The sequence below is a fragment of the Candidatus Viadribacter manganicus genome (assembly GCF_001679665.1).
GTDB lineage: Bacteria > Pseudomonadota > Alphaproteobacteria > Caulobacterales > Aquidulcibacteraceae > Vitreimonas > Vitreimonas manganica.
This window is the reverse complement of record NZ_CP013244.1, coordinates 1,792,414-1,817,357: the sequence shown is the minus strand read 5'-3', so window position 1 is coordinate 1,817,357 and position 24,944 is coordinate 1,792,414. Positions and strand designations below refer to the sequence as shown.

General features: G+C 60.7%; 21 protein-coding genes. 13 read left to right on the top strand and 8 right to left on the bottom strand.

What is annotated here, in order from left to right:
- Positions 1–17: 17 nt before the first annotated feature.
- The 5 genes from ATE48_RS09375 to ATE48_RS09355 all read left to right on the top strand — a co-directional run bounded on the left by ATE48_RS09375 (position 18) and on the right by ATE48_RS09355 (position 5,197).
- On the top strand, positions 18–923 hold the full coding sequence (locus tag ATE48_RS09375) for an ABC transporter permease (RefSeq protein WP_066770551.1): 906 nt from the start codon (positions 18–20) through the stop codon (positions 921–923).
- Positions 923–1,813, top strand: a complete 891-nt coding sequence (locus tag ATE48_RS09370) for an ABC transporter permease (RefSeq protein WP_066770549.1) — start codon at positions 923–925, stop codon at positions 1,811–1,813. Before ATE48_RS09375 ends, ATE48_RS09370 begins: the two co-directional genes overlap by 1 nt.
- Before the next feature lie 109 nt (positions 1,814–1,922).
- A complete protein-coding gene (locus ATE48_RS09365) occupies positions 1,923–2,993 on the top strand; it encodes an ABC transporter ATP-binding protein (protein WP_418219402.1) in 1,071 nt (356 codons plus the stop codon).
- 4 nt (positions 2,994–2,997) lie between these two features.
- Positions 2,998–3,759, top strand: coding sequence for a gamma-glutamyl-gamma-aminobutyrate hydrolase family protein (locus ATE48_RS09360; RefSeq protein ID WP_066770546.1), 762 nt, complete (start codon positions 2,998–3,000; stop codon positions 3,757–3,759).
- A 40-nt stretch (positions 3,760–3,799) separates the two neighbouring features.
- A complete protein-coding gene (locus ATE48_RS09355) occupies positions 3,800–5,197 on the top strand; it encodes an aspartate aminotransferase family protein (RefSeq protein WP_066774779.1) in 1,398 nt (465 codons plus the stop codon).
- Here the strand turns inward: ATE48_RS09355 and ATE48_RS09350 are convergent.
- Positions 5,187–5,846 (bottom strand): GntR family transcriptional regulator, encoded by a 660-nt coding sequence (locus ATE48_RS09350; RefSeq protein WP_066770541.1) that lies wholly within the window; start codon positions 5,844–5,846, stop codon positions 5,187–5,189. The genes ATE48_RS09355 and ATE48_RS09350 overlap by 11 nt on opposite strands.
- A gap of 298 nt (positions 5,847–6,144) precedes the next feature.
- Between ATE48_RS09350 and ATE48_RS09345 the strand changes: the two genes are divergently transcribed.
- Positions 6,145–7,500 carry a glutamine synthetase family protein gene (locus tag ATE48_RS09345; RefSeq protein ID WP_066770540.1) on the top strand — a complete coding sequence of 452 codons (1,356 nt, stop codon included), beginning with the start codon at positions 6,145–6,147 and terminating at the stop codon, positions 7,498–7,500.
- Between the two features lie 25 nt (positions 7,501–7,525).
- Positions 7,526–8,779 carry an NAD(P)/FAD-dependent oxidoreductase gene (locus ATE48_RS09340; RefSeq protein ID WP_066770537.1) on the top strand — a complete coding sequence of 418 codons (1,254 nt, stop codon included), beginning with the start codon at positions 7,526–7,528 and terminating at the stop codon, positions 8,777–8,779.
- Here the strand turns inward: ATE48_RS09340 and ATE48_RS09335 are convergent.
- Positions 8,762–9,403, bottom strand: a complete 642-nt coding sequence (locus ATE48_RS09335) for a bifunctional 4-hydroxy-2-oxoglutarate aldolase/2-dehydro-3-deoxy-phosphogluconate aldolase (RefSeq protein ID WP_066770534.1) — start codon at positions 9,401–9,403, stop codon at positions 8,762–8,764. The two genes, ATE48_RS09340 and ATE48_RS09335, sit on opposite strands and share 18 nt — an antisense overlap.
- Positions 9,404–9,589: 186 nt before the next feature.
- Between ATE48_RS09335 and ATE48_RS09330 the strand changes: the two genes are divergently transcribed.
- The 4 genes from ATE48_RS09330 to ATE48_RS09315 are packed head-to-tail and all read left to right on the top strand — an operon-like array spanning position 9,590 to position 13,218.
- Complete coding sequence (locus ATE48_RS09330) at positions 9,590–10,429, top strand: 2-keto-4-pentenoate hydratase (RefSeq protein WP_066770531.1); 840 nt, start codon at positions 9,590–9,592, stop codon at positions 10,427–10,429.
- Between the two features lie 17 nt (positions 10,430–10,446).
- Positions 10,447–11,412 (top strand): TRAP transporter substrate-binding protein, encoded by a 966-nt coding sequence (locus ATE48_RS09325; RefSeq protein WP_066770523.1) that lies wholly within the window; start codon positions 10,447–10,449, stop codon positions 11,410–11,412.
- A gap of 22 nt (positions 11,413–11,434) precedes the next feature.
- Positions 11,435–11,938 (top strand): TRAP transporter small permease, encoded by a 504-nt coding sequence (locus ATE48_RS09320; RefSeq protein ID WP_066770520.1) that lies wholly within the window; start codon positions 11,435–11,437, stop codon positions 11,936–11,938.
- The gene (locus ATE48_RS09315; protein WP_066770516.1) at positions 11,938–13,218 is read left to right on the top strand and encodes a TRAP transporter large permease; all 1,281 of its coding nucleotides are present in this window, start codon (positions 11,938–11,940) and stop codon (positions 13,216–13,218) included. Before ATE48_RS09320 ends, ATE48_RS09315 begins: the two co-directional genes overlap by 1 nt.
- Here the strand turns inward: ATE48_RS09315 and ATE48_RS09310 are convergent.
- The 5 genes from ATE48_RS09310 to ATE48_RS09290 all read right to left on the bottom strand — a co-directional run bounded on the left by ATE48_RS09310 (position 13,215) and on the right by ATE48_RS09290 (position 19,790).
- Positions 13,215–14,225 carry a sugar kinase gene (locus tag ATE48_RS09310; protein WP_066770514.1) on the bottom strand — a complete coding sequence of 337 codons (1,011 nt, stop codon included), beginning with the start codon at positions 14,223–14,225 and terminating at the stop codon, positions 13,215–13,217. The genes ATE48_RS09315 and ATE48_RS09310 overlap by 4 nt on opposite strands.
- Positions 14,222–14,980, bottom strand: coding sequence for a 2-dehydro-3-deoxy-D-gluconate 5-dehydrogenase KduD (gene kduD / locus ATE48_RS09305; protein WP_066770511.1), 759 nt, complete (start codon positions 14,978–14,980; stop codon positions 14,222–14,224). The genes ATE48_RS09310 and kduD overlap by 4 nt, the downstream gene beginning before the upstream one ends.
- Before the next feature lie 9 nt (positions 14,981–14,989).
- The gene (locus tag ATE48_RS09300) at positions 14,990–15,631 is read right to left on the bottom strand and encodes an RpiB/LacA/LacB family sugar-phosphate isomerase (RefSeq protein WP_066770505.1); all 642 of its coding nucleotides are present in this window, start codon (positions 15,629–15,631) and stop codon (positions 14,990–14,992) included.
- Between the two features lie 85 nt (positions 15,632–15,716).
- Positions 15,717–16,790 (bottom strand): LacI family DNA-binding transcriptional regulator, encoded by a 1,074-nt coding sequence (locus ATE48_RS09295; RefSeq protein ID WP_083197258.1) that lies wholly within the window; start codon positions 16,788–16,790, stop codon positions 15,717–15,719.
- Positions 16,791–16,925: 135 nt separating this feature from the next.
- A complete protein-coding gene (locus ATE48_RS09290; RefSeq protein WP_156767699.1) occupies positions 16,926–19,790 on the bottom strand; it encodes a TonB-dependent receptor in 2,865 nt (954 codons plus the stop codon).
- Positions 19,791–20,034: 244 nt separating this feature from the next.
- On the opposite strand from ATE48_RS09290, the gene zwf reads away from it, so the two are divergent.
- Positions 20,035–21,501: a glucose-6-phosphate dehydrogenase gene (gene zwf / locus ATE48_RS09285; protein ID WP_066770499.1), complete on the top strand. Its 1,467-nt coding sequence runs from the start codon at positions 20,035–20,037 to the stop codon at positions 21,499–21,501.
- A complete protein-coding gene (edd, locus tag ATE48_RS09280; protein ID WP_066770495.1) occupies positions 21,498–23,324 on the top strand; it encodes a phosphogluconate dehydratase in 1,827 nt (608 codons plus the stop codon). The genes zwf and edd overlap by 4 nt, the downstream gene beginning before the upstream one ends.
- Here edd and ATE48_RS09275 read toward each other — a convergent pair.
- Positions 23,321–24,877, bottom strand: a complete 1,557-nt coding sequence (locus ATE48_RS09275; protein ID WP_066770493.1) for an ArnT family glycosyltransferase — start codon at positions 24,875–24,877, stop codon at positions 23,321–23,323. The genes edd and ATE48_RS09275 overlap by 4 nt on opposite strands.
- Between the last annotated feature and the right edge of the window lie 67 nt (positions 24,878–24,944).

The window sequence follows — 24,944 nt, the reverse complement described above, 5'->3', positions numbered from 1 at the left end:
CTAAGCGAGGTCGACATATGGAACAGACCTGGCGACAAGCGAAGGCGGCGTTCGCTGCTATCGCCGTTCCGCCTATCGCCTGGCTGTTCCTGTTCTTTCTGGCGCCACTCGCGGTGGTGTGGGGCTATTCGCTGGGCGAGAATACCGGCCCTGTCACGATCGATGTTACGGGTACATTCGCAAACTACATGCGGGCGGTTGAGCCGCTTTACCTTGAGATTTTCGGCAAGAGCCTTGTCATTGCCGGACTGACGACGCTGCTCTGCCTGATCATTGGCTTTCCGGTGGCGCTGGCGATCGCGTTTGCATCTCCAAAGACCAAAGCATGGCTGCTGTTGCTGATCATGCTGCCGTTTTGGACGAACTTGCTGATCCGCACCTTCGCATTGATCGCGGTGTTGCGCGAGAATGGCTATGTCAACGCAATCCTCGAGTGGATGTGGAATAATGCGAGCGGCGTCATGGCGATCGTGGGCTTGCAGCCTCTCGGCGATTTCGAGCCGTTGACTTTGCTCTACAACAATACGGCTGTGGTGATCGGGCTGGTGTATGTGCACCTGCCGTTCATGGTGCTGCCGCTCTATTCGGCGCTCGACCGCATGGATCGCTCGCTGATGGAAGCAAGCCTCGACCTCGGCGCGGGGCATCTTCGTACGATTTGGTCGGTTGTGGTGCCATTGGCGGCGCCGGGGATCGCTTCAGGCGTGCTGATTACATTCATTCCCGCACTTGGCGCTTATCTGACGCCGGATTTGCTGGGTGGCACCGACAGCCAAATGATCGCGAACGTCATCGAGCGGCAGTTCAAGCGCGCTAATGATTGGCCGTTCGGCGCGGCTCTTTCGTTCTTGCTGATGTATCTGACGTTCATTGCTATCGCCGTTCAGGCGCTCGTGCAGCGTAAGAGCGAGAGGAGGGGCTGATGGCGGATCAGGGCTTCACCTCCGTGCCGGGTGTCGGTGCGTCGCAGCGCGAACCCAAGGAAAAGCCGGGGCCGCTGGAATATCTGCGCCGTTGGCCGCTCCGAGTGATCGTCGGTGCGACTTTGGTGTTCCTCTATTTGCCGCTGATCACGCTCATGGTGTTCAGCTTCAACACCAGCCGGCGCAACGTGGTTTGGCAGGGTTTCACGACCGATTGGTACGTAAAGGCGTTCAACAATGAATCGCTGTTGCAGGCGTTCGTGAATTCGCTGACGATTGCATTCTTCTGTACGATTATTTCGGTGGTGCTTGGCGCCTTGGCGGCAGTGATGCTGTGGCGCTTCCGGTTTCCAGGAAAGACCGTGATCGAGGGCGGGATGGCGCTGCCGATCGTGGTGCCGGAAATCTGCATGGGCGTCGCCATGCTGGTGTTCTTTGCACGTGTGATGCCGTGGCCGATGGGTATGCCTTGGCCGTTGAACCTCGGCGCCATCACCATCGCGCACATTTCGTTTGCGTTTCCGTTTGTCGCGACGGTGGTGCGGGCGCGTTTGGCGTCGTTCAACCGCGAACTCGAAGAAGCGGCGAAGGATTTGGGCGCGAGTGAATGGCGGACGTTCTGGGACGTTCTGGTGCCGCATATGCAGCCAGGGCTGATCGCCGGCGCGCTTCTGGCGTTCACTTTATCGCTGGATGACTTCGTCATCACCTTCTTCACGGCCGGCCCGGACACAATTACGTTCCCGGTGAAGGTCTATTCGATGCTGCGTTTCTCGGTGACGCCGGAAGTAAACGCGGCATCGACGATACTGATCGTCGTAACTGTGATCCTGACGGCCGTTGGTCTGCAGATGCAGAACAACAACGAAGCGAAAGACAAGAAAGCCTGATCCGATGACAGACGCTCAAGTCTCAAACGCTCCGGCGGCTAAGCCCACGCCTCACGTCAAAGAGAACGCCATCATCTCGTTTCAAGGCGTGACCAAACGCTTTGGGAAAATGGTCGCCGTCGACAATGTGAACTTGGACATTCGTGAGGGTGAGTTTTTCGCCCTGCTCGGCCCGTCGGGTTGCGGCAAGACGACCTTGCTGCGGATGCTCGCGGGCTTCGAGACGCCCAGCGAGGGCAAAATCTTGATCGATGGAAAGGACGTCGCCGCGCTGCCGCCGAACAAGCGGCCGGTGAACATGGTGTTTCAGAGCTACGCCGTTTTTCCGCATATGAAGGTGTCGGACAATGTCGCGTACGGCTTGAAGATGGACGGCGTTGACGGCGGCGAGATCAAGAAGCGTGTCGACGAGGCGCTTGAGCTGGTGAAGCTTGGCGGTCTGGGCGCACGGATGCCGGATCAGTTGTCAGGCGGTCAACGTCAGCGCGTTGCGCTGGCGCGTGCGCTGGTTAAGCGTCCGCGCGTGTTGTTGCTGGACGAGCCGCTTTCGGCGCTCGACGCAAAATTGCGCGATCAAATGCGCTCGGAGTTGACGAGCCTGCAGGAGAAGGTGGGGATCACCTTCATTATGGTGACGCACGATCAGGACGAAGCGCTCGCGATCGCCACGCGTTGCGCTGTGATGAACCGAGGTGTGCTGACGCAAGTGGCGACGCCGGCGGATCTCTATGAGTTTCCTAATTCTCGTTTTGTGGCGGATTTCGTCGGTAGCGTGAACATGTTCGAGGGCACGCTGGCGGAAGACGAGCCGGGGCACGCGCTGGTGCGGGTGCCGGAGCTTGCCGCGCCGGTTTATCTAGATCATGGCGTGACGGGTGCGCGTGGCTCGACGGTTTGGGTGGCGCTGCGTCCCGAAAAGATCGAGATGCACAAGCGCGCCGATGGCTCGACGGCGATGAAAATGGAAGATGCGCCACAGGGCACCAATGTGGTGCCGGGCGTCATTCGTGACATCGTCTATCTCGGCAGCGAGACCAATTACGAGGTCGAGGTTGAGGGCGGACGCCGCGTGAAGACCTTCCGTTCAAATTTGACGCGTTACGATCAGGAAGATTTTACCTGGGATGAGCCAGTTTGGCTCGCCTGGCACGCCTGTTCGCCCGCGGTGCTCCTATCTTAGCGACATGACCTTCAAAGATCGTCCCGTACTCGGCGTTATCGCCTGCAACCGCACTGTGGAGACGCAAGCCGCGCAAGCGGTGATGACGCGTTACCTTGTGTCTTCGCTCGTCTATGCCGATGCGGCTGCGCTGCTCGTGCCGGCGATGCCGGAGCTGATGCACGCAAAAGAGATCGCGCCGCGTCTCGATGGCTTACTGTTGACGGGCACGCCGTCGAACCTAGATCCGAAGCGCTACGGCGCGTTGGTCGATGACGCGCCCGGTCCGTTCGATCCAGCGCGTGATGAAATGACTGCGCATCTGATCGAAGGCATGCTTGAACTTGGCAAGCCAGTGTTCGGCATTTGTCGTGGGTTCCAGGAATTGAACGTTGCGTTCGGCGGTACGTTGCGACGCGACATGGCGCAAGCTGATGAGCTGATCGCCCACCATGCGCCGAGCGATAAGAGCTTCGTCGAGTATTTCGAGCACGTGCATCCGGTAAAGCTGGAAGAAGGTGGCGTCTTGAAGAGCGCCTATCAGCGCGACGAACTCGATGTTGTGAGCGTGCATTATCAGGGCGTCGATAAGTTGGGTGCTGGGCTGAAGGTTGAAGCAACGGCGCCGGACGGCGTGATTGAAGCGATTTCGACTGAAGTGAACGGCGCGCCCGTACTCGCGGTGCAATGGCACCCCGAGTGGAAGGCGCACGAAAACCCGCAGAGCCAGACCTTTTTCAAGCTTCTGGGCCGTGCTCTGCGCCGCGAACCGCTCGTCGCCGGCTGATCTCCGGCGCGCGACAACAAGAATGAACGAGGGAACGACCATGGCTGCGCGTAATTACGATATTCCTGAACTCCGTCGTCTCGACGTTGCGCACCATCTACCGGCGCAGGCCAATTACGGCGAAATCCAAGCGCTTGGCGGAAGCCGCATCATCACGCGTGCCGAAGGCTCGACCATCTTCGATGGTGAAGGCAATGCGATCCTAGATGGCATGGCCGGGCTCTGGTGCGTGAACGTCGGTTACGGGCGCGATGAACTCGTGCGCACGGCGGCTGAACAGATGCAGGAGCTGCCATTCTACAACACGTTCTTCAAGACGGCGACGCCGCCGACCGTGTTGCTCGCAACGAAACTGGCCGAGTTGCTCGGCGGCGATCTGCAGCACGTGTTCTTCAATTCCTCTGGCTCGGAGGCGAACGACACGGTGATGCGCATGGTGCGTCACTATTGGAATGTGTCGGGCCAGCCGAAGCGCACCGTGTTTATCAGCCGACGCAACGCCTATCACGGGTCGACAATGGCGGGCGCGAGCCTCGGCGGCATGAAGGCGATGCACCCGATCGGCGGCTTGCCGATCCCGGGCGTCGAACACGTGGCGCAGCCCTACAAATTTGGTGAAGGCTTCGGCGAAGACGACGAGAGTTTCTACGCGCGCTGCGCGCAAGAGATCGAGGATCGCATTCTTGCCGTCGGTCCTGAGAATGTGGCCGCGTTCATCGGTGAGCCCGTGCAGGGCGCTGGCGGCGTAATCATTCCATCGAAGAGCTATTGGAAACGCGTGGACGCCATCTGCAAGAAATACGGCATCTTGCTGGTCATTGACGAAGTCATTTGCGGCTTTGGCCGGCTGGGTGAATGGTTCGGCTTCCAGCACTTCGGCGTGACACCCGATCTGGTGCCGATGGCGAAGGGATTGTCGTCAGGCTACCTGCCGATCTCGGCGGTCGGCGTGTCGCATAAGATCGTCGAAGTGCTCCGCGAGAAGGGCGGCGATTTTGTCCACGGCTACACCTATTCAGGCCACCCGGTCGCGGCGGCGGTAGCGCTCAAGAACCTCGAAATCATCGAACGTGAGGGTCTGGTCCAGCGCGTGAAGAACGATATCGGTCCGTACTATGCTGCGGCGCTGAGCCGTCTGGAGAGCGATCCGCTTGTGGGCGAAGTGCGGACGCTTGGTTTGATCGGCGCGGTCGAGATCGTGTCGAAACGAGGGACCAATGAGCGCTTCACCGGTGAAGAGGGCAAGGCCGGACCGATCGTGCGCGATGCATGCATCCGCAACGGGCTGATGGTCCGCGGCATCCGTGACTCGATCGTGATGTGCCCGCCGCTTATTATCACGCGCGAGGAGATCGATCGTATGGTCGATTTTATCGGCCGTGCGCTACGTGAGTCAGAGCCGGCGCTGCGCGCGTTGAAGGCCGAAGTTAAGGCGTAAGCGCGCTGCGGCCGAGCAGGCCCATGCCGTCGGAGATGTCATGGGTGATCGCCGCGCGCAGGGCCTCGGCATCGCCGGACTCGATGGCGCGGATCGCGATCTGGTGGCTGTCGTTGAGCTTGCCGCTGGCGACGCGGCCGAACACGACCCGCATGTAGGGGCCGAACTGCAGCCATAGTGTCTCGATGAGCTGAGTCAGCGTCTTTTGCGGCTGAGCCCGATAGAGCGCGAAATGGAAGTCGTAGTTCGCCTGCATGTAGGTGGCGGCGTCATTCGCGGCGGCGGCGGTCGCGAGCTGCACGTCGAGGTCGCGCAGGCGCTGAATATCCTCAGCATTGAGGTGCGGAACGGCCAGTGCGGCAGCCTCAGGCTCGAGCAACAACCGGCAGCGCAGCAGATCGTCAAAGCGTTCGCTCGTCATTTCAGGCACGCGCACGCGGCGCTTTGAGCGAATTGAAACGGCGCCTTCGGCGGAGAGGCGAGAGAGGGCGTCGCGAACCGGGGTTTGGCTAACGCCGAGTTCGCCTGCGAGGCCGCGGGTTGACAATTCGTGGTTTGGTGAGATGAAGCCCGTGACGATACGCTTGCGCAATTCAGCATAAACGCTGGCGTTCAGCCCTTCGTCCGAGCCTTTAAAATTCAAAATCATCTGCCGCCTCTAGACCCATCAAGAGGTACGCGCATTACAAAACTACACAAAATGAACACTACAACCGCGGGCTGTGGCGCCTTGACTTGCCCCAGGCCCAGCCGGGATAGTGGCTTATCAGGTGACTTATGCGCTCCCGCAGCCTTCCCAAGAAGGCGGATGGGTCCGGTTCGCGAGCGGCCTTAGCTGGCTGCATGGTTTTGATCGCACCGTGCCCGTTTGAAAGAATTTCAGTTGCGGTTCTCGCGCGCCGTCTCGGCGCAACGCGTTTCTGCGTGCGTGAAAACATGTGTGTGTCATGAGCTCTTCGAACTGGATTAAAGAACGCGGCATCGGCGAGGTCGAATGCCTGATCCCGGACATGAATGGGGTCATCCGCGGTAAGGTTTTTCCCGCTCAAAAATTCCTCCAAAGCGAGCGCGATGGCTCGCTGCGCATCCCATCAAGCATCTACTTGCTGACCGTCACCGGCGAGTACGCCGACGAGGCGGACGAAGAGATCTCGATGCAGGACCCGGACGTGGTCTTGCGACCGGATATCGACACGCTCTGCGTCGCGCCGGGCTACAAGACGCCGACGGCCTTCGTGTTCGCGGATGCGTACAACACGACCGGCGAACCCTACGACATCGCGCCCCGCTACGTGCTGCGCAAAGTTATGAAGCTCTACGAGGACGCGGGTCTTCGGCCAATGGTGGCGCCGGAACTCGAGTTCTATCTCACGCAAGTGAACACCGATCCGGATCTGCCGCTTGCGCCGCCCGCCGGGCGATCGGGACGCTCCGAGACATCGCCGCAGCCTTACGGACTGGAAGCGATCACCGAATACGAGGATCTAATCGAGACGATTTACGAGCACGCTGAGGCGGCTTCGCTGCATCTCGACACGATGATCCACGAAAGCGGCACGGCGCAGCTAGAGATCAATTTCAATCACGGCGATCCGATCCACGTTTCGGACCAAGTGCTGGTGTTCAAGCGCATCGTTCGTCAGGTGGCGCTGAAGCACGGTGTCTACGCGACGTTCATGGCAAAGCCGATGGAGAACCAGCCAGGTTCGGCGATGCACCTTCACGTTTCGCTCGTTGATGCGAAGAGGGGTCACAATCTTTTTGGCGTTCCGCGCGATGGCGAAAGCGATGGCAACACCGAGATATTCCGTCACTTCGTCGGTGGATTGCAGAAGTATCTTGGCGATGCGACGCCGCTGTTTGCGCCGAACGTGAATTCTTTCCGGCGTATGCGCCCGGACTTCTCGGCGCCGATTAATCTGCAATGGGGTTACGACAACCGCTCGTGCGGACTGCGCGTGCCGATTTCGCAGCCCGAGAACCGCCGTATTGAAAACCGCCTGCCAGGTGCAGACGCCAATCCGTACCTCGCCGTCGCAGCGGTGTTGGTGTGTGGATACATCGGCATTCGAGACAAGATCGCGCCGGCCGAGATGGTGCAGGGCAGCGCCTATAAATGGGCGCGTACTTTGCCGCGCACTTTGAGCGAGGGTCTGGATCGCTTCTCACGCTGCACGCCCGTGCGTGAGCTCTTGGGTGAGCACTTCTGTAATGCGTTCCATCAGATCAAGATGCATGAGCTTGCGAACTTCGAGGGTGTGATCTCATCCTGGGAACGTGATCACTTGCTGCTTAAGGTCTGACGTGGGCTTCAATTCCGGACTGGGAATGGAGCGGTCGTATTATGTTGCGACTGCCAACGCTTTTGCGCCTGCGTCCAAATTGGAAGGTGAGATTTCCGCTGACGTCGTTGTCATTGGCGGCGGATATACGGGGATTCATGCGGCGCTGAACGCCGTTGAACGTGGCTTCTCGGTTGTTCTGCTCGAGGCCGGAAAAATCGGTTGGGGTGCGTCTGGCCGCAACGGCGGGCAGATGATCCCGGGCTGGCGTAAGGGTGCGGTTGAGTTGATCGCGACCTTTGGCGAAGCGCGCGCGAAGGTGATGTGCGACCTTGGCTTGGAAGCTCGGGCGCTGACGCTTGCACGTATTTCAAAACACAAGATTCAGTGTGACCTCCGGGAGAATGGGCATCTGACGTTGGCGAGCAAGCCGGCGGACTTGAATTGGATGCGCGCCGAAGTCGAAGCGTTGTCGAAGACGATGGGCTATAGCGGGTCGAGGGTCGTATCGGCGGAAGAAGCGCGAGCCGTGGCCGATGCGCCGGGATTTCACGGCGGATTGCGAGATGGCGGCGGCGGGCATCTGCATCCGCTGAACTACGCGCATGGCCTTGCCGGCGCGGCGCGAGATGCTGGTGTTCAACTTTATGAAGGCTCGCGCGTGCTTCGCGTCGATACGAGTGAGGGCGTCGTCGCAAAGACCGAGGCGGGCGTTGTGCGCGCGCGATACGGGGTCATGGCGTGTGATGCGCTGCTGGGCGATCTAGACGCGCGACTGGCCGTGCGAATTATGCCGGTGGCGAATTACCTGGTGGCAACGGCGCCGCTGACCGACCTGCCGGTGCGCGACGATCTCGCGGTGAGCGATAGCCGCTTCGTCGTGAACTACTTTCGCATGAGCGCTGATGGGCGCCTGATCTTTGGGGGTGGCGAGCGCTACACGCCGCATCCACCTTCGGACATCGCCGCGTTTGGACGCAAACATATGGGTGGCGTATTTCCCCAACTCGCGAATGCGGCGATCGATTACGCCTGGGGTGGGTTGGTCTCGATTAGTATGTCGAGGCTTCCGCATGTTGGCCGCTTCGGCGATCTCTTCTTTGCCCACGGTTATTCGGGGCAGGGCGTCTTATTGCCTGCTCTGACTGGAAAGGTGTTGGCTGAAGCCATGGCGGGAACGGCAGAGCGCTTCGATGTGCTTGCGAGCATCGCGCCGCCTGAGTTTCCCGGCGGCGCAGCATTGCGCTCTCCGCTCTATGTACTTGGCATGCTTTGGTACGCGTTACGCGACAGGCTTTAACGTCATTGCTTGCTTAGCCGCGTTTTCGATTGAAGCCCAATCGCCCGCTTTGATCTTGTCCGATGGCGCGATCCATGAACCGCCGACGCAGAGCACGTTCGTGAGCGCAAGATAATCTGGCGCCTTGGCCGGCGTGATCGACCCGGTAGGACAGAATTTCGCCGCTGCCAAAGGCGCGCCGATGGCTTTCAACGCTGCGACGCCACCAAGTTGTTCGGCTGGGAAGAACTTGAAACAGGTGTAGCCGAGTTCGAGGCCGCGCATGATCTCGCTCGATGTCGAGATGCCCGGCACGAACGGAATGGCTGCTTTGCGCGCGGCCTTCATCAGTTTCGGCGTGCCGCCTGGCGATAGCGCGTATTGTGCGCCAGCTTCGATCGCTGCGTGGAGATCGGCTTCTGTGAGCACCGTGCCGGCGCCTACAACCATCTCCGGCGCCTCGCTCGCGATTGCGCGAATGGCGTCCAGCGCAACTGGCGTGCGGAGTGTGATCTCGATTGTGCGAACGCCGCTCGCCAGCAGAACGCGCGCCAGCGGCACGGCGTCCGCGGCGCTGTCGATCGTGACCACCGGGATGACGGGGGATATCGAGAGGACGGCGCTGGCGTCTTGGGGTTGGGTCATGGGTCCTGTGTGGGCCTGCTTGCCGTTCAGATTCAAGCTGAGCGTGGGTGCGTGAAGCAAATTGACACCGGTTTCCTAAGGGTGCAATCATGAGTTAAAGGCGGCCCGGGCGAAGCGGGCGATCCTCCCCGATCGCACCGTAACCAACGGAAAACGCTATGTTATTATTAGGCGAGGACTTTAGACGTGCCGTTTTCAGCCGCTTCGGCGGCCGCCATAGCTCGAACCTTCGTTGAGGCTCGTTATCGGGCCGCGCCCGTACGCGTTTATCCGGGAGAAATGCCTGCCGATCTGGCGACTGCCTATCGGATCCAGGACGCGGCGATTGGGTTTTGGGACGACGAGGTCGCCGGCTGGAAAATTGGCTTGGTACAGACCGATCTCAGGGCCGATCTAGGTACTGATCGCATCGCGGGTCCGATTTTCGCCCGCCAAGTCGTCCACGCGCGGGGTTCGGAAACCGTTGATCTCGCCGTTCTGGGCGGCGGCTTTGCCGCTGTTGAGGCAGAGTTCGTTTTGAAGATCGGTCGCGATCAGGACCCGATGCAGCGCACGTGGAGAGCGGATGACGCAGCCGAGCTGATCGGTACGGTGCACATCGGCATCGAACTCGCTGGCAGTCCCTTCGCCGAGATCAACGATCACGGCCCAGCGGTCACGGTGTCGGATTTCGGCAATAATTCTGGGCTCGTGGTTGGCGCTGAAGTGAAAGACTGGCGTGAACTCGATTGGCGCCGGGCGGTGGCGCAAACCGCAATCGAGGGCAAGCCGGTGGGCGAGGGCAATGCGGCGGTGTTGCCAGGCGGACCTTTGGCGGCGCTAGCATTCCTCCTCACGCATTGCGCGGAGCGTGGCCGGCCGTTGCGCAAAGGCCAATTGGTCTCGAGCGGCGCGGTCACTGGCGTCCATCAAATCGTGGTGGGTCAGTCGGCGGAGCTTTCGTTCGGCGACTTTGGTGTGCTTCGTTGTCGTGCGGTGCCGGCTCGTGGTGAGCAAACGCCCACTGCGGCGGGCGCGGCGATCTAGTGAGCTGAGGAAACGCCATGACGACGCGCCGTTCATTGCTCGCTGGCGGGCTTGGCGCATGCACGCCGCACATCGATACGAGTGTTCTGACAGCAGTTGATGTCCATCCAACAGATTATCCGACTGTTGAAGCCGTACGTTGGATTGGCGCGGAGCTTGAGCGCGAAACCGGCGGCCGGTTGTCGATACGCTCGTATCCGGGCGGGCAACTCGGCTCGGAGAACGACACGATCGCGTTGACGCACTTCAACGTGTTGAACTTCTGCCGTGTCACTGCGGCGGCGCTCAACAACGCATTCCCGCTGACGCAGGCGCTGGTGATCCCGTACACATTTCACACTGAAGAACACATGCGTCACTCGGTTGATGGCGATGTCGGGCGTGAAATCCTTGCCAGTTTTGAAAGCAAGGGCCTGATCGGCTTGGCGATCTATGATGGTGGCGCACGGTCGATGTATAGTGCGCGCCGGCCGGTGCGAGAACCGCACGATATGCATGGCATCAAGGTGCGGGTGCCGCGCTCCGATATCTTTTTGCAGATGCTTGAGACGATGGGCGCCAATCCGACGCCAATCCCTTTCGGGGAAGTGTTCACGGGACTGCAGACGCACCTGATCGATGCGGCCGAAAACAATTGGTCGACGTTCCAATCTACGCGGCAATACGAGGTGGCGCGGTATTGGTCGCAGACGGAGCACTGCCACTCGCCCGACGTCCTTCTGTTTTCGAAGACCCGATACGACGCGATGTCTCGTTCCGAACAAGACTTGTTGCGTGCAAAGGCGCGGGAGTCGGTTGCGGTGATGCGCGGCCTCTGGGACGAGAAGCAGGCGCGCGCGCGTCAGATCGTTCTCGAAGCCGGCGTACAAGCGAACACGGTGGAGCGTTCTGCGTTCTTGGCCGCGGTTGAGCCGATGCGCCGGCGCTATCTGCAAGATGAAACGATCGGCGGCTTACTCCGCCGGATTGAAAACGAAGCCTGAGCAAACAGGCGGGGGAGGAACGATGACCGCGAAGCGATCCGGGCTTACCGGCGCGTTCGATCTGCTGGCAAGCGCTACGGTCGTGATTGCCTCCGTTGCGATGGCGAGCCTCGTTCTCGTGCTCGCATGGCAGGTGATCGGACGCTACGTCCTCAATGCTTCCCCCGGTTGGACCGAGCCAGTTGCGCTGACGCTGATGAGCATTTCAGCGCTGTTCGGCGCGGCGATTGCTGTGCGGGCGGAGTCGCATTTTAGCTTTCCAACCGTGATGGAATCGTCGCCGCCTGTCATTCGCGGCTTCCTGCGTTCCGTGTCGCGGCTTATCGGCGTGATCTTTGGCGCTGCGCTTTCGTGGTTCGGCTTCTTCCTGATGATCGATAGCTGGAGCACGCCGATGGCCGGCGCGCCCGCGCCTGAGGGACTGACCTATGCGGGCCTAGCATTTGGCGGCGCTCTCATAGGCATCTTCGCGCTTGAGCGCTTGCTGACGGGAAGTCCGGCCAAACCAACGCATGAGGGCGCATAATGGAAATCGCCATTCTCTTCGGCGTGTTTGCGCTGCTGCTTATTCTCGGCGTGCCGATCGCGTTCGCGATTTCAACCGCGACGTTGGCGACGGTCGTGTATTTGGGGTTGCCGCCGGTCGTTGTGGTTCAGCAGGTGTCTGCGGGGTTCAACAAAATATCGCTGCTTGCGATTCCGCTGTTCATTTTTACCGGCGAGTTGATGATGCGAGGCGGGATTTCGGATCGCCTCATCTCGCTTGCGTCCTCTCTCGTCGGCCATTTGCGCGGCGGACTGGGGCAGGTGAGCGTGCTCGCCTCGACGCTGTTTGGCGGCGTTTCAGGTTCGGCCCTGGCTGACGTTTCGGCGATCGGGCCGACTGTTATTCCGCAAATGGCGAAGCGTGGCTTCAGCAAGGATTACGCGGTCGACGTAACGGTTTCCGCGTCGCTGGTGGCGTTGCTGTTGCCGCCCTCGCACAATCTGATCTTGTTCTCGGCCGTTGCTGGCGGCGGCGTCTCGATCGCGGATCTGTTCGCGGCAGGGATCGTGCCTGCGCTGATGCTGGCGATCGGTGTGATGGGTGCGGCGTACTGGCTGGCGCGTGTGCGCGGTTATCCGACTGAGGCGTTTCCGGGCTTTGATGAGGTGTTTAAGCGACTGGTGGCCGCTGTGCCGGGCTTGTTGATGATCTTTGTGATTTTCGGCGGCATTCGCGCCGGGATATTTACTGCGGTTGAGTCGAGCGCGATTGCGGTCCTTTACGCGTTGATTGTTTGCTTGCTCATCTATCGTGCACTCGGATGGAGGGAGTTTTGGGCGGCGGCGGCGCATGCGGCGCGATCTTCGGGTGCTGTGCTGTTTGTTATTGGTGCGGCAGGGGCCTTTGGTTGGCTGATCGCCTATCTGCAAATTCCTGGCGCGGTGGTTGAGTCACTCAATGCGCTGACGGACGATAGAAACGTCGCGTTGTTGCTGATGCTGATCTCGCTGCTGATCATGGGGACATTCCTCGATCTCGCGCCGAAGATCATCATCGTCACGCCCATCTTCCTGCCGGTGGCGCGTGCGTATGGCATTGAGCCCATGCACTTCGGCGTAATGATGGTTCTTGCCGGCGGGCTGGGATTGATGATGCCACCGATCGGCTCGGTGCTGTTCGTGGGATCCGCCATTGGGGGGATTACGATCAGTGAAGCCATGCGTTCGATTTGGCCGTTCTTCTTCGCGGCCCTGACCGTCTTGCTGCTGGTGACCTTTATCCCAGCTCTATCGCTGACGCTGCCGGCGCTCTGGCGCTAACGGCGGACGCTCAGGTCAGCGGCGAGGAGCGCTTCTATCTCGGCGGTGGAGGCGAGGTTGAAATCGCCGCGGATCGTGTGCTTGATGCATGCAGCGCCAAGTGCGAAGCGGATGGCGTCGTTGTGGTTCGCGCCGGTTCGTAGCGCGTGGATGAGGCCGGCGGCGAAAGCGTCACCTGCGCCGATGCGATCGATGATGTGCGTAACTTCGAGGGCCGGTGTTTCGACTGAGCCGTTGCGCGTGTGAAGCGCCGCGGCGAGCTCGTGATGATTGACGCTGTGCTGCACGCGGTGCGTGGCAGCCATCACCTGCAAGTTGGGAAATGTGCTGAACGCTGCATCGGCGGCTTCGCGGGCGTTGCCGGGTGAACCGCCGAGGATAAGAGCAATGTCGCGCTCGTTGCCGAAGGCGATGTCGGCATGGGCGAGGATTTGACGGAGGATTGCCGGAGCGTCGCCGTTCCAAGCTTGCCAGAGTTTTGCGCGATAGTTGAAGTCGAACGAGACAGTGAGTCCGAGTTTGCGTGCTTCAGTGACAGCGCGGATGGCGGCTTCTGCGACTTTGGCGCCGAGGGCCGCGGTGACGCCTGAGACGTGTAACCAGCCAGCGCCGCTCAGTACGTTGCTCCAACTCGTGGCTGCGTGGTCAAATGTGGCGAACGAAGAGGCGGCGCGGTCGTAGATCACTTCGGCGGCGCGGCCACCCGCGCCGGGGTCGAGGAAGTAGAGACCCATGCGGCCGGGGGTGAACTCGATGGGTGAGGTGTCGACGCCGTAGCGACGGAGTTCGTTACGCGCGGCGTGGCCTAAGGTGTTGTCGGGGAGTGAGCTGTAAACACGCGTGTCGTGCCCGAGTACGGCGAGTGAGACCGCGACGTTTGCTTCAGCGCCGCCGACGCACACATTGAGCTGCGGCGATTGCAGGAGCAATTCGGCGCCAGGTGCAGAAAGGCGCAGCAGCACTTCGCCATAGCAGGCAATGGCGCCGTCGGAGCGGACCACGCTCATCGAGCAAGCCAGCCGCCGTCGACGGGAAGGATGGCGCCGTGGACGTAGTCCGAGGCGTGGGAGGCCAGGAACACGGCGGCGCCGCCAATGTCGCTCGCATCGCCCCAGCGGCCTGCGGGTATGCGCGACAGGATTTCGGCGTTGCGTTTAACGTCATCGCGCAGTTGCGTGGTGTTATCGGTGGCCATGTAGCCTGGCGCGATTGCGTTCACGTTGACGCCCTTCGCAGCCCATTCGTTGGCTAGCAAACGGGTGAGACCGGCGAGACCACTTTTCGACGCGGTGTAGGAGGGCACGCGGATTCCGCCTTGAAAGGAAAGCATCGAGGCGATGTTGATGATCTTGCCTTGGCCCTTGGCGATCATGTGCCGGCCAGCGGCTTGAGCCAGAAAGAACACAGACTTCAGATTTGTGTCGATGACGGCGTCCCAATCGGCCTCGGTGAAATCGACGGAGTCGGCGCGGCGAATGATGCCGGCATTGTTAACAAGAATGTCGAGATCGCCGAGTTCGTTGATCGTTTGCTCGACTATGGCGGTGACTGGCTGTGTTGAACTTAAATCCGCTTCGATCGAGAGGAATTTGCGGCCAAGCGATCGCACCTGCGCGCCGGTTTCATCCGCCGGACGGCGGCTGGTGCTGGCGATGTTGGCGCCCGCCTGGGCGAGCGCTATCGCAATTGCTTGGCCTAGTCCGACATTGCCGCCGGTGACGAGCGCTGTTTTTCCCTCAAGACTGAACGGATTGGCGGCCATTGTTTTCTCTTACGACACGCCCGCGCGGCGGACGTAATCTGCCAGTGCTGTATCTTGCGCGTTGGCGAAGAACAATTCCTCGAAGCGTTCGCCGGCGGTTGCCGCCTTCAGCAAGTCCTGATCAACCGACTTCAGCACCGTCAGCATGTCCTTGCACGCCGCCGCCTTGAGATCCTTCAGAATGCCGCGGTTCTTCGCCATGATGGCGGCGCGCTCTTTTGGATAGCCAAGGCCACGCTCACCGTCGAATAGCTTGCGATAGCAATCCTGCAGATTGAGTTCGGCAGCCCAGCCGAAGCCTTTGGCGTACGGCATGGCGATGGCGTTGCCGTCATTGATCTGGCCGAAGAGGAAGGCGTCGGTTGGGTCGGCGATGAGGCCGCAGAACACGCCTGGCATCGCGTTGCACGCGAGCATCGATCCCATGCCGGTGCCACAACCGGTAACGACGAAGTCTGCCGCTTTCGAGTTGATCAAGATGCCGGCGAGTAGTCCATTCATCACGTACGTAAGCGAAGCTTTGTCTTCAGCTGTGTACATTCCGTAGTGGTGCACTTGGTGGCCGAGGGGCTCCGCAACCGATTTCAACGCGTCATGCACGATGCTGCTCTTCGCGGCTTGGCTGTTTTCGATGATGAGCGCGATCTTCATATTGGTCGTCCTTTTAGGATCGAATGGTAACCGGTGTCATTGCGCCATGCAACTTAACTGCTGATGGTCCTCAGACGAGCGTGACCTATTTGGGCGCGGAGGCCGTTGAATCTCGCTCCACGAGAAACGCAGGAAAGACAGCGTTGTCGTCGTCCGCTGGCTGATCTGAGGCCGCGTTGAGCAAATGCTGCGCGGCGGCGCGGCCCATGTCGTGAATTGGCCAGCGCACTGTTGTCAGCGGCGGCCACAGGCGACGAGAGACAGGCGTGTCATCAAAGCCAACAACAGAAAGATCAGCCGGGATGGAAAGTCCGAGTTGGCGCGCGGCGTGATAGACGCCCGCCGCCATTTCGTCGTTGCTGGCGAAGATCGCGGTCGGACGTGGATTGAGCTTTAGAAGTTTTTCAGCCGCAGCGATGCCGGATTCATAAGTGTAGGCGCCATCGATGCTGTACCGCGCGGGTAGATCAATGCCGTGCTCTTTGAGGCCTGCGAGAAATCCGAGGCGGCGTTCTGCGCGGGAGCGGAAGCCGGGCGGACCAGCAATAAAACCGATGCGGGTGTGGCCAAGCTTCGCGAGATGCTTTGCCGCTTCCGCGGTGGCGAGGCTATCGGTCGAGGCTACGAGGTTGCCAGGTTCATCGATGACGGCCGAGGCCATCCGGACATAGTGGCAACCGCGTTCCTGCAACATCTCCACGAGAGCGTTGTTCTCCGAGATCGGCGGCAGAAGGATCACGCCAAAAAGCTTCTGCCTCTCAACGAAGGCAGACACCTCAGGCAGGAAATCCGGTGCGTTGCGGTCGCATGCGTGCACGACAAGCTCAAAACCACTGCCCTTGAGGCCGGCGAGTACGCCTTCCTGCATTGTCACGACCATCTGAGCATTCGGGTTATCGAACACCATGCCAATCAGGAATGAGCGGCGGAAGGCGAGGCCACGCGCCTGCGGATCGGGCGTGTAGCCCATCTCCTGCATCAGCTCGTTCACTTTGACGCGTGTCTCCTCGCGCACGAACGGCGAATTATTGAGCACGCGCGAGACGGTCTTCTTCGAAACGCCAGCGAGGCGCGCGATGTCGTTGATCGTCGTGCGACGTTTGGTGTCGCCGCGCGCTGCGTCCGTTCCGGGGCGCCGATTGGAAGAGGATGAACTCAAGCCGAAGGGTCCGTCTATTGCTGTGAGGTTATGAGCACATTGGTTCAGTTAACGCCAGCGGCGGTCGTCCAAAAAAGAAGAGGGGCGGCCCGCAGGAGCCGCCCCAAAGTTTGAAACACTAGGAGGTATATGGCCTCAGTATGAGAACCGCAGTCCGGCCAGAATTTGGCGGCCGTAATTGTGGTAGAACGACATGCGATCGTCTGGCGACAGATACTGGTCGCTGACTTCATCGGTGAGGTTCAGTGCTTCGATCGAGAAGCGCAGGCGCTCACTGATCTGGTACGAGCCTGCGAAGTCGACGTTGAAGGTCTCCGCCGTGCTCTCTGTCGCGTTGCTGTTCCGACCTGGAACGGTCGTCAGGTAGTCGCTGCGATATGCGCCGGAGATGCGGGCCGAGAGGCGCTCATCTTCGTAATAGATCGTCGCGTTCCAAGATTCGTCCGAGAGGCCGGTGAGGCTGTCGCGGACGATCGAGGTGCCGGTGGTGTTGGCGAAATAGTCGATCTCGGATTCGACGTGCGTATAGTTGCCGACCACGCCGAAGTTAGAGAGCCAGCCGTCCAGGAAGAAGAACGGCAATTGCAGGCTGATTTCGAAGCCTTCGATCGGGCCGCCTTCGGTGTTGCGCGGCTGGCTGAATTGCCAGTTCGTGTCTGCAGGGCTGCAGGTCGCCGGATAGGCGGCGCCGCAAGCTGCGATGGCCACGCTGTCCGGGATGCCGAGTGGGTTGCCCGTAAATGCGCGATCTTCGCGCACCGTCTGAACGAACGATTCCACGTCTTTGTAGAAGTAGGCGAACGAAAGCAGCGCGCCTTCTTGGAAGTACCACTCGACGGAGAAATCGTAGGCATTTGCGCGGATCGGATCGAGATACGGGTTGCCGGCGGTCACCGTCTTGTTCGCGCCGGACAGGCTGACCTGCGCGCCAGGATTGAGGTTGCCGAGCGGCGGACGCGACATCACTTGGGCGGCAGCGAAGCGCACAAGCAGATCGTCCATTGGCTCAAGCACCATGTTCAACGAAGGCAGCGTGTCGCTGTAGGTGCGATCTACTGTGTTACGCTGGATGGTGCCCGTTGCTTGGCTGTAGCCGGTAGATGATTGCTGCGTTTCAACGTAGCGAACGCCAAGGTCACCGCGGAAGCGCATGCCGCCGATGTCGGTGTCCCAGCTGCCCGCAACGTAAGCGCCGCTATCTTCTTCGCCGACCGAGAAGTTGTTGCCGAGGGCCGGTTCGATGCCCATCGCGAACACGCCGGTGTTGCTGTAGATGCCGAAGAGGCTGGCGGCGATTTCGATGTTCGGCGCGGCCCAGCTCAGTGGCAATCCTGCGGGAAGGCTGAGGCCCGAACCGTTAAGATGCACGAGTTGCGAGTAGTTCGACAGCGCCGTTCCGGTGATTGAACCCGGAAGCGCGGCGGTTTCTTGGTTGGCGGTCGTGCCGTTTGAGCGGCGTAGTTCACGCGTCTCGAACTCGTAGTTTTTCCAGTTCAAACCGCCTGTGAGCGTGAGCCACTCAGTCGCTTCGAACTCGAGGTCGCCGTAGATCGTCTCGAATGTGTTGTCGACGTACTGCGGGCGCAAGCGGATCTGCGAGAGGAAGTATGAGCTTGGGTCGGCGACGTTGACGCCGCCATACGTGATCAGCGGCAGGCGATTGTTGCCGCGGAAATCGTAGACGTAGCCGTCCACGTCGGTCCGATCCCAGAGGATCGTCGTTTGGACGGGGTTCGAGTGGTCGGCGCGCGAGGTGCCTGCGAAGAAGCGGCCGCTGAGGCGATCGCTAAATTCGTGGTCGAGCGTCACCGAAATCTGGCCGAGCTCGCTGCTCAGTTCATCGTAGCGGAATTCCGAGCGGATATCGACGTCGTTGAACTGGCCGTAAACTAGGCTATTGCCCTGAATTTCGTAGGCGAGAACATCGACGGCGTTGATTGCGCTGCCACCGGTGGTGCTGAACACTGCAGATTCCAGGAAGGATTCGCTGCGTGTCGCATTGTGATCGGCGTAGAGCACATCGAGCGTGATGTCGGTGGACGTTGACGGGCGATATTGCAGCGTAAACGTAGCGCCGAGGCGATCCTGAGTGTGCTGATAGACGTCGTAACGCGGGATGCGCGGGTGGAACGCACCGTTTACGGCGTCAAACGCGCCGCGTGAAATGGCGGGTGTATCTTCAGTTTGGCCAAGGACGTTGCCGAAGCAGCTGCTGCCGAGCGTGAAGTTCGGACCGGCGCCGGTCACGCACTGCGATGGCGTGCCGCCATTCTGCCAACGCACGGTGCTTGCGCCTTCTTCAGTGGAATCGCGGTCGCTATAGGCGAACGAGAAAAGTGCGCCGAGGCGATCGTTTGCCCAGGTGTTGCTCCACAGCAGCGCCACGCGGGGATTGTAGGTTTCCGCCAGCGTGTCGTAGCCGCCTTGGAACGAGCCGGCGAGCGTGAAGCCGTCATAGTCAAAAGGACGCGCCGTGCGCAGATCGACGGTTGCGCCGAGCGAGCCTTCTTCAACGTCAGCCGAGGCCGTCTTGCGGACGGTGATGCTGTTGAAGAGTTCAGAGGCGAAAATGTTGAAATCGAAGTTGCGGCCGCGGTTGGTGCCGCCTTCTGCGTCTGTCGAGCCGAGGGCCGACATCGCCTCCATGCCGTTCAGACGAACGCGCGTGAATTGCGGGCCAAGACCACGCACTGAAATGTTGCGGCCTTCGCCGTTCGAGCGGGTGATGGCCACGCCCGGGATGCGTTGAATGGATTCAGAGAGGTTGAGGTCAGGGAAGTCGGCGATGTCCTCGGCCACGATGGCGTCGACGGCGCTGTTTTCCTCGCGCTTGATGTCGATCGCCGCAGCCAAACTGGCGCGGAAGCCGGTGATGACGATTTCTTCTTCTTCGACAACGTCCTGCGCGGCCGCTTGTCCCGATAGTCCAGCGGCGAAAGCGGCGATGGACGCGCCAAGCGCCAGCGACAGCTTCGGGCGCATTTGTCCCTTACGACTCATTATTTTCCTCCCCGACTTGACCCCTAGTGCAGTCGGCCGTGGACCTCTGCCTGGAATTCTTCTGACACCGGTGTCATTTTATGGTATGATACCGGTGTCAACGGAGCTTACCAGTGAAGCCCGGTTTGACAAGCCGGAGACGCCTCAAATGCGATAGGTGTCGCGTAAGAGATACTCTCGCAGGTGCGAGATGGCTTGCTCCCGGCCTTTTGCGCCGCGCGGCGAACACTAGTTTGGTGAGTGCATGGCCGAGTTCATTCCCGTTCCGCCGTTCGATCTCGTCGTCTTCGGCGCGACCGGCGATCTTTCACTCCGCAAACTCTTCCCATCGCTGCTTCACCGTTTCTTGGACGGGCAAATTCCGCAGCAATCGCGCATCATCGGCGTTGCGCGGTCGGAGATGGATACTGACGCCTTTCGTAAGATGGTGCACGAGGCGCATCTCAAGTTCGATCCGAAGGCGAACATCGACGAAGCCAAGTGCGATGAGTTCTTGAAGCGCGTGGAGTACGCGCGCGTCGATGCAACTGCGCCGGCGGCTGAGTGGGGTGCGCTGAATGCAGCGCTGGCGAACGGTAACGGCAACGTTCGGATTTTTTATCTCTCCACCGCGCCATCTTTGTTCGTGACGATTGCGCAGCGCTTGGCGGAAGCGGGGCTTGCGACGCCAACATCGCGCATTGTGCTTGAAAAACCCATTGGCCGCGATCTCGCATCATCGCGCGCGATCAATGACGGTGTGGGTGCGGTCTTCGACGAACATCGTACGTTCCGTATCGATCACTATCTCGGCAAAGAGACGGTGCAGAACCTGTTGGTGCTGCGCTTCGCGAACATGCTGGTGGAGCCGTTGTGGTCGCGCGCTACGATTGATCACGTGCAGATCACGGTCGCGGAGGAACTCGGGGTAGAAAGCCGCGTTGAGTATTATGATAAATCCGGTGCGCTGCGGGATATGGTGCAGAACCACATCCTCCAACTTCTGTGCTTGGTGGCATTGGAGTCGCCGAACTCAATGGATGCCGATGCAATCCGCACGGAAAAGCTGAAAGTGCTCTCGGCGCTGCGCCGCATAGATGCAAAAGACGTCGCCGCGAAAACCGTGCGCGGTCAGTACAAGGCGGGGCTCATCGGCGGCGCAAGAGCGCCCGCGTACGTTGAAGAAGTCGGTAAGCCGACGCGCACCGAGACCTTCGTCGCCATCAAGGCCGAGGTCGATAATTGGCGCTGGGCCGGCGTGCCGTTTTATCTGCGAACAGGAAAGCGCATGGGCGCGCGGCGGTCTGAGATCGTTGTGCAGTTTAAGGACACACCGGTGCAGATCTTTGGCGCGGGCGCCGGTGCGCCAAACCGTTTGGTGTTACGCCTGCAACCGGACGAGGGCGTGCGGCTCTGGCTCAACATGAAGGAGCCGGGCCCCGGCGGATTGCGGATCAAGACCGCGCCACTCGATCTGTCATTCGCGGAGGAGTTCAACGTTCGCTATCCGGACGCCTACGAACGCCTGCTGATGGATATCGTGCGCGGCAACCTCTCGTTGTTCATGCGTCGTGATGAAGTCGACGCCGCTTGGAAGTGGGCCGACGCGTTGCTGGCGGCGTGGGAGACGAGCGGGCACGAGCCTTTCCTCTATCCGGCTGGATCCAACGGCCCAACGCAATCTGCGTTGCTTATGGATCGCGACGGTCGCGCTTGGTGGGACCCGGAATGACACTCAATCCAATCGTCGAGGCGGTTACACAACGCATTATCGAACGCAGCGCGTTGCGCCGCCGCCGTTATCTTTCGCTGATTGACGATTACGACGCCACCAGGCCAGCGCGGGTTAAAATTTCTGAAGCCAATCGCGCACACGGCGCCGCTGGTTGTGCGGTGCAAGACAAGATCGAGTTGCTTGGCGGGCATTGGCCGTCGATTGGGATCGTCACCGCGTACAATGACATGCTCTCCGCGCATGCGCCGTATGAGCATTACCCTGAGATCATTCGAAAGGCGGCGCGTGAGGTTGGCGCGGTGGCGCAAGTTGCCGGCGGTGTTCCTGCCATGTGTGACGGCGTCACCCAAGGCTTTGAGGGGATGGAGCTGTCGCTGTTCTCGCGCGATGTGATCGCGCTCAGCACGGCCGTGTCGCTCTCACACGCGACGTTCGACGCGGCTTTGCTGCTTGGAATTTGCGACAAGATCGTGCCTGGCCTGCTGATTGGGGCGCTGCGCTTTCCTTGGCTGCCTACGATTCTTGTACCGGGCGGACCCATGCCTTCCGGGTTGCCTAACAAGGAGAAGGCCGCCCGCCGGCAATTGTTTGCGGAAGGCAAAATTGGTCGCGAGGAGTTGCTGCAGGCTGAGGCCGAAAGCTACCACGCACCGGGCACGTGCACATTTTACGGAACTGCGAACTCCAATCAGATGATGATGGAGGTGATGGGGCTGCATTTACCAGGCGCAGCGTTCGTGAATCCCAATACGCCTCTACGCGACGCGCTCACAATTGCCGCGACCAAGCGCGCAGCCAAGATCACTGGCTTGGGTGATGAATATCGGCCGATTGGGCGTGTCGTGGACGAGAAGGCGATCGTCAACGCGATCGTTGGATTGATGGCGACCGGCGGCTCGACCAATCATTTTATCCATCTGCCAGCGATTGCATTGGCGGCCGGGATCGAAGTGACGTGGGATGATTTCGCCGAGCTTTCACACGCGACGCCGCTCCTGGCGCGGATTTATCCAAATGGCTCGGCGGATGTGAATCACTTTCACGCTGCCGGCGGCATGGGATTTTTAACGCGCGAATTGCTCGACGCGGGCTTGTTGCACGGCGACATCGCAACCGTTGGCGGCGAAAGCCTCGCAGACTACGCGAAAGAGCCGATTCTTGCCGGGGAGACGCTCTCCTGGCGCGAGGCGCCGGCAAGTAGCGCAGACGATAGTGTGTTGCGCGGTGCGCGCGCCCCGTTTTCTTCGGATGGCGGCCTGCGTTTGCTGAGTGGTGGGCTGGGGCGCGCGTGCGTGAAAGTGTCCGCCGTGGCGGACGATAAGCGCATCGTTGAAGCGCCAGCTCTCGTGTTTTCGTCGCAAGCAGATGTGCAGGCGGCGTTTAAGCGCGGTGATCTAGATCGCGATTGCGTGATCGTCGTGCGCGGTCAGGGCCCGCGTGCCAACGGTATGCCGGAGTTGCACAAGTTGATGCCGTTGATGGGCGCGTTGCAGGATCGAGGCTTTCGTGTCGCGCTTGCGACGGACGGCCGAATGTCGGGCGCGAGCGGGAAGGTGTTGGCTGCGATCCACATCACGCCAGAGGCTGCTGAAGGCGGATCGCTGGCGAAGGTGCGCGATGGCGACGTGGTGCGCGTCGATGCCGAGACTGGTGTGCTTGATGTGATTGCGCCAACAGACTGGCGCGATCGTGCGCCGGTGCAACTTGATCTGCTTGGCAACACGCGCGGCGTCGGGCGCGAGCTCTTTGCGATGTTCCGCGCTAACGCGTGCTCGGCCGAGCGCGGCGGCTCAGCCTTTCCGGATTACGATCCGATCTAGTCGAGGCCCATTTGCTGGCGGAACCGCTCTTCGAACGCCTCGTCGCGCGCGAGGGGAGCGAAGCCTTCGCCGATTGAAATCTCAAGCTCGCGATTGACGCCGCCGCCGAGAGGCACCGTGAGGTGTTCGACTGTGCGGAAGGTCGTGAAGTCGGTGGCGACGAGCGGCAGATAGGCGGGCGTGAGGTGGACCACCAAGACGCGTCCGCCTTCTTCGGCGCGCATCGGGTCCGTGGATTCGGCTGAATTGTACGCGCGGCCGTGGAGCAGCCACATGCGAACTGGCGGCAGCGGCGCACCGGCGCGCCGTGCTTCGCGCCAATAATAGCTGAGTTCGAAATAGGTCATGCGATCGTCGACCATGACCGCAGAGAAGGGCAATTCGCCTGGTTGCGCCGCGGCGCGGCGTGCGATTTCGTTTGCCGTTTCTTCCCAATTGCGCGCGGTGCGAATGCCTTTGGCTTGGTTTGCGATAGCAGGATAGGTCGCCACCATGGCGACGAAGCCAACGCCGATGGCGATGTTCACGAGCGTCGCCGCCACGAGCGTGCGGCGTCCGGCGGCTGAAGAGAACAACGTTCCTGTCACCAGCAAAAGCAGCGCGGGGTACGCGACGGCGGCCCAATTTGCATTGGCGCGTGAGATGAACGCGATGGCGCTGATGATGATGAAGGGCGGAATGATGTAGGCGATGAGGAATTTTTCCTCGGTTGAAAGTCCGCCGCTGCGCCGCCACGCGCGCCACAAGGCCCAGATCAGGACAAAGAAGATGACCGGGCCGATGACGCCGGCTTGGCCGAAGATGAACTCGAACAGTTCGTCAATATTAAAGAGACGCGTGTTGTCGAAGTGCGCGTTCGAAGCGGTGTGCTGCGCTGTGACGAAGCCATTCCGAGCGTTCCAGATGAGGTTCGGCGAGAGGACGACAAGTGCGATGAGCGTTGCGAGCAGGCCGCGGCCCTTGGCCAGCGCCTCGCGCACCGTCGGCAGCCACCAAGCCGCGAGCGCCGTACAAAGGAAGAAATAGAACATGGCGTACTTAGCTTGCACGCCCATGCCGACGGCGAGGCCGAGTATCACGGCCCACGTCCAGGCACGCGTGTTCACCAGCCGCCACATCGCAAGCAAAGCGACTGACCAGATCGGCAGGAGTAGCGCGTCGGTTGAGATCAAGCTCGATGAAAACCAGACGCCAGGAAGCATCAGCCAGCCAAAGCCCGCCCAGAATCCGGGCCAGGCGCCGTACATTGAGCGGCCAAGCATAAAGAGGGCGCTGGCGGCGACGGCGTGCGCGATCGGCGCGCCAAGGCGCACCGCCCATTCAGCGTCGGTGCCGGATAAGAAGGTCGTGAGCCCGATCACCCAGGCGATGAGCGGCGGCTTGGTGAAGTAGCCCCACTCAAATGTGCGCGACCACATCCAGTATTGCGCTTCGTCGAAGTAGAGCCCGAGTGGGATGTAAAACAGCGCGACGATGCGCGCCGCCGTGATCGCGATAAGCACGAACAGAAAGGCGAGCGTCGCGCGGTCGAAGGCGGCCCGGATTGCGGTCATCGGCGTCTCAGATTGTCCCCGGGCGGTCTTAGCGGATGGGCGCGTATGGCGCCAGGACGCGTCCGCA

Coding starts and splice junctions, on each gene's coding strand:
- edd (WP_066770495.1), top strand. CDS start 21,498: ATGACACTCAATCCAATCGTCGAGGCGGTTACACAACGCATTATCGAA.
- ATE48_RS09370 (WP_066770549.1), top strand. CDS start 923: ATGGCGGATCAGGGCTTCACCTCCGTGCCGGGTGTCGGTGCGTCGCAG.
- ATE48_RS09365 (WP_418219402.1), top strand. CDS start 1,923: ATGGTCGCCGTCGACAATGTGAACTTGGACATTCGTGAGGGTGAGTTT.
- ATE48_RS09275 (WP_066770493.1), bottom strand. CDS start 24,877: ATGACCGCAATCCGGGCCGCCTTCGACCGCGCGACGCTCGCCTTTCTG.
- zwf (WP_066770499.1), top strand. CDS start 20,035: ATGGCCGAGTTCATTCCCGTTCCGCCGTTCGATCTCGTCGTCTTCGGC.
- ATE48_RS09300 (WP_066770505.1), bottom strand. CDS start 15,631: ATGAAGATCGCGCTCATCATCGAAAACAGCCAAGCCGCGAAGAGCAGC.
- ATE48_RS09345 (WP_066770540.1), top strand. CDS start 6,145: ATGAGCTCTTCGAACTGGATTAAAGAACGCGGCATCGGCGAGGTCGAA.
- ATE48_RS09335 (WP_066770534.1), bottom strand. CDS start 9,403: ATGACCCAACCCCAAGACGCCAGCGCCGTCCTCTCGATATCCCCCGTC.
- ATE48_RS09310 (WP_066770514.1), bottom strand. CDS start 14,225: ATGAGCGTGGTCCGCTCCGACGGCGCCATTGCCTGCTATGGCGAAGTG.
- ATE48_RS09315 (WP_066770516.1), top strand. CDS start 11,938: ATGGAAATCGCCATTCTCTTCGGCGTGTTTGCGCTGCTGCTTATTCTC.
- ATE48_RS09340 (WP_066770537.1), top strand. CDS start 7,526: ATGGAGCGGTCGTATTATGTTGCGACTGCCAACGCTTTTGCGCCTGCG.
- ATE48_RS09350 (WP_066770541.1), bottom strand. CDS start 5,846: ATGATTTTGAATTTTAAAGGCTCGGACGAAGGGCTGAACGCCAGCGTT.
- ATE48_RS09375 (WP_066770551.1), top strand. CDS start 18: ATGGAACAGACCTGGCGACAAGCGAAGGCGGCGTTCGCTGCTATCGCC.
- ATE48_RS09355 (WP_066774779.1), top strand. CDS start 3,800: ATGGCTGCGCGTAATTACGATATTCCTGAACTCCGTCGTCTCGACGTT.
- ATE48_RS09360 (WP_066770546.1), top strand. CDS start 2,998: ATGACCTTCAAAGATCGTCCCGTACTCGGCGTTATCGCCTGCAACCGC.
- ATE48_RS09320 (WP_066770520.1), top strand. CDS start 11,435: ATGACCGCGAAGCGATCCGGGCTTACCGGCGCGTTCGATCTGCTGGCA.
- kduD (WP_066770511.1), bottom strand. CDS start 14,980: ATGGCCGCCAATCCGTTCAGTCTTGAGGGAAAAACAGCGCTCGTCACC.
- ATE48_RS09290 (WP_156767699.1), bottom strand. CDS start 19,790: ATGAGTCGTAAGGGACAAATGCGCCCGAAGCTGTCGCTGGCGCTTGGC.
- ATE48_RS09325 (WP_066770523.1), top strand. CDS start 10,447: ATGACGACGCGCCGTTCATTGCTCGCTGGCGGGCTTGGCGCATGCACG.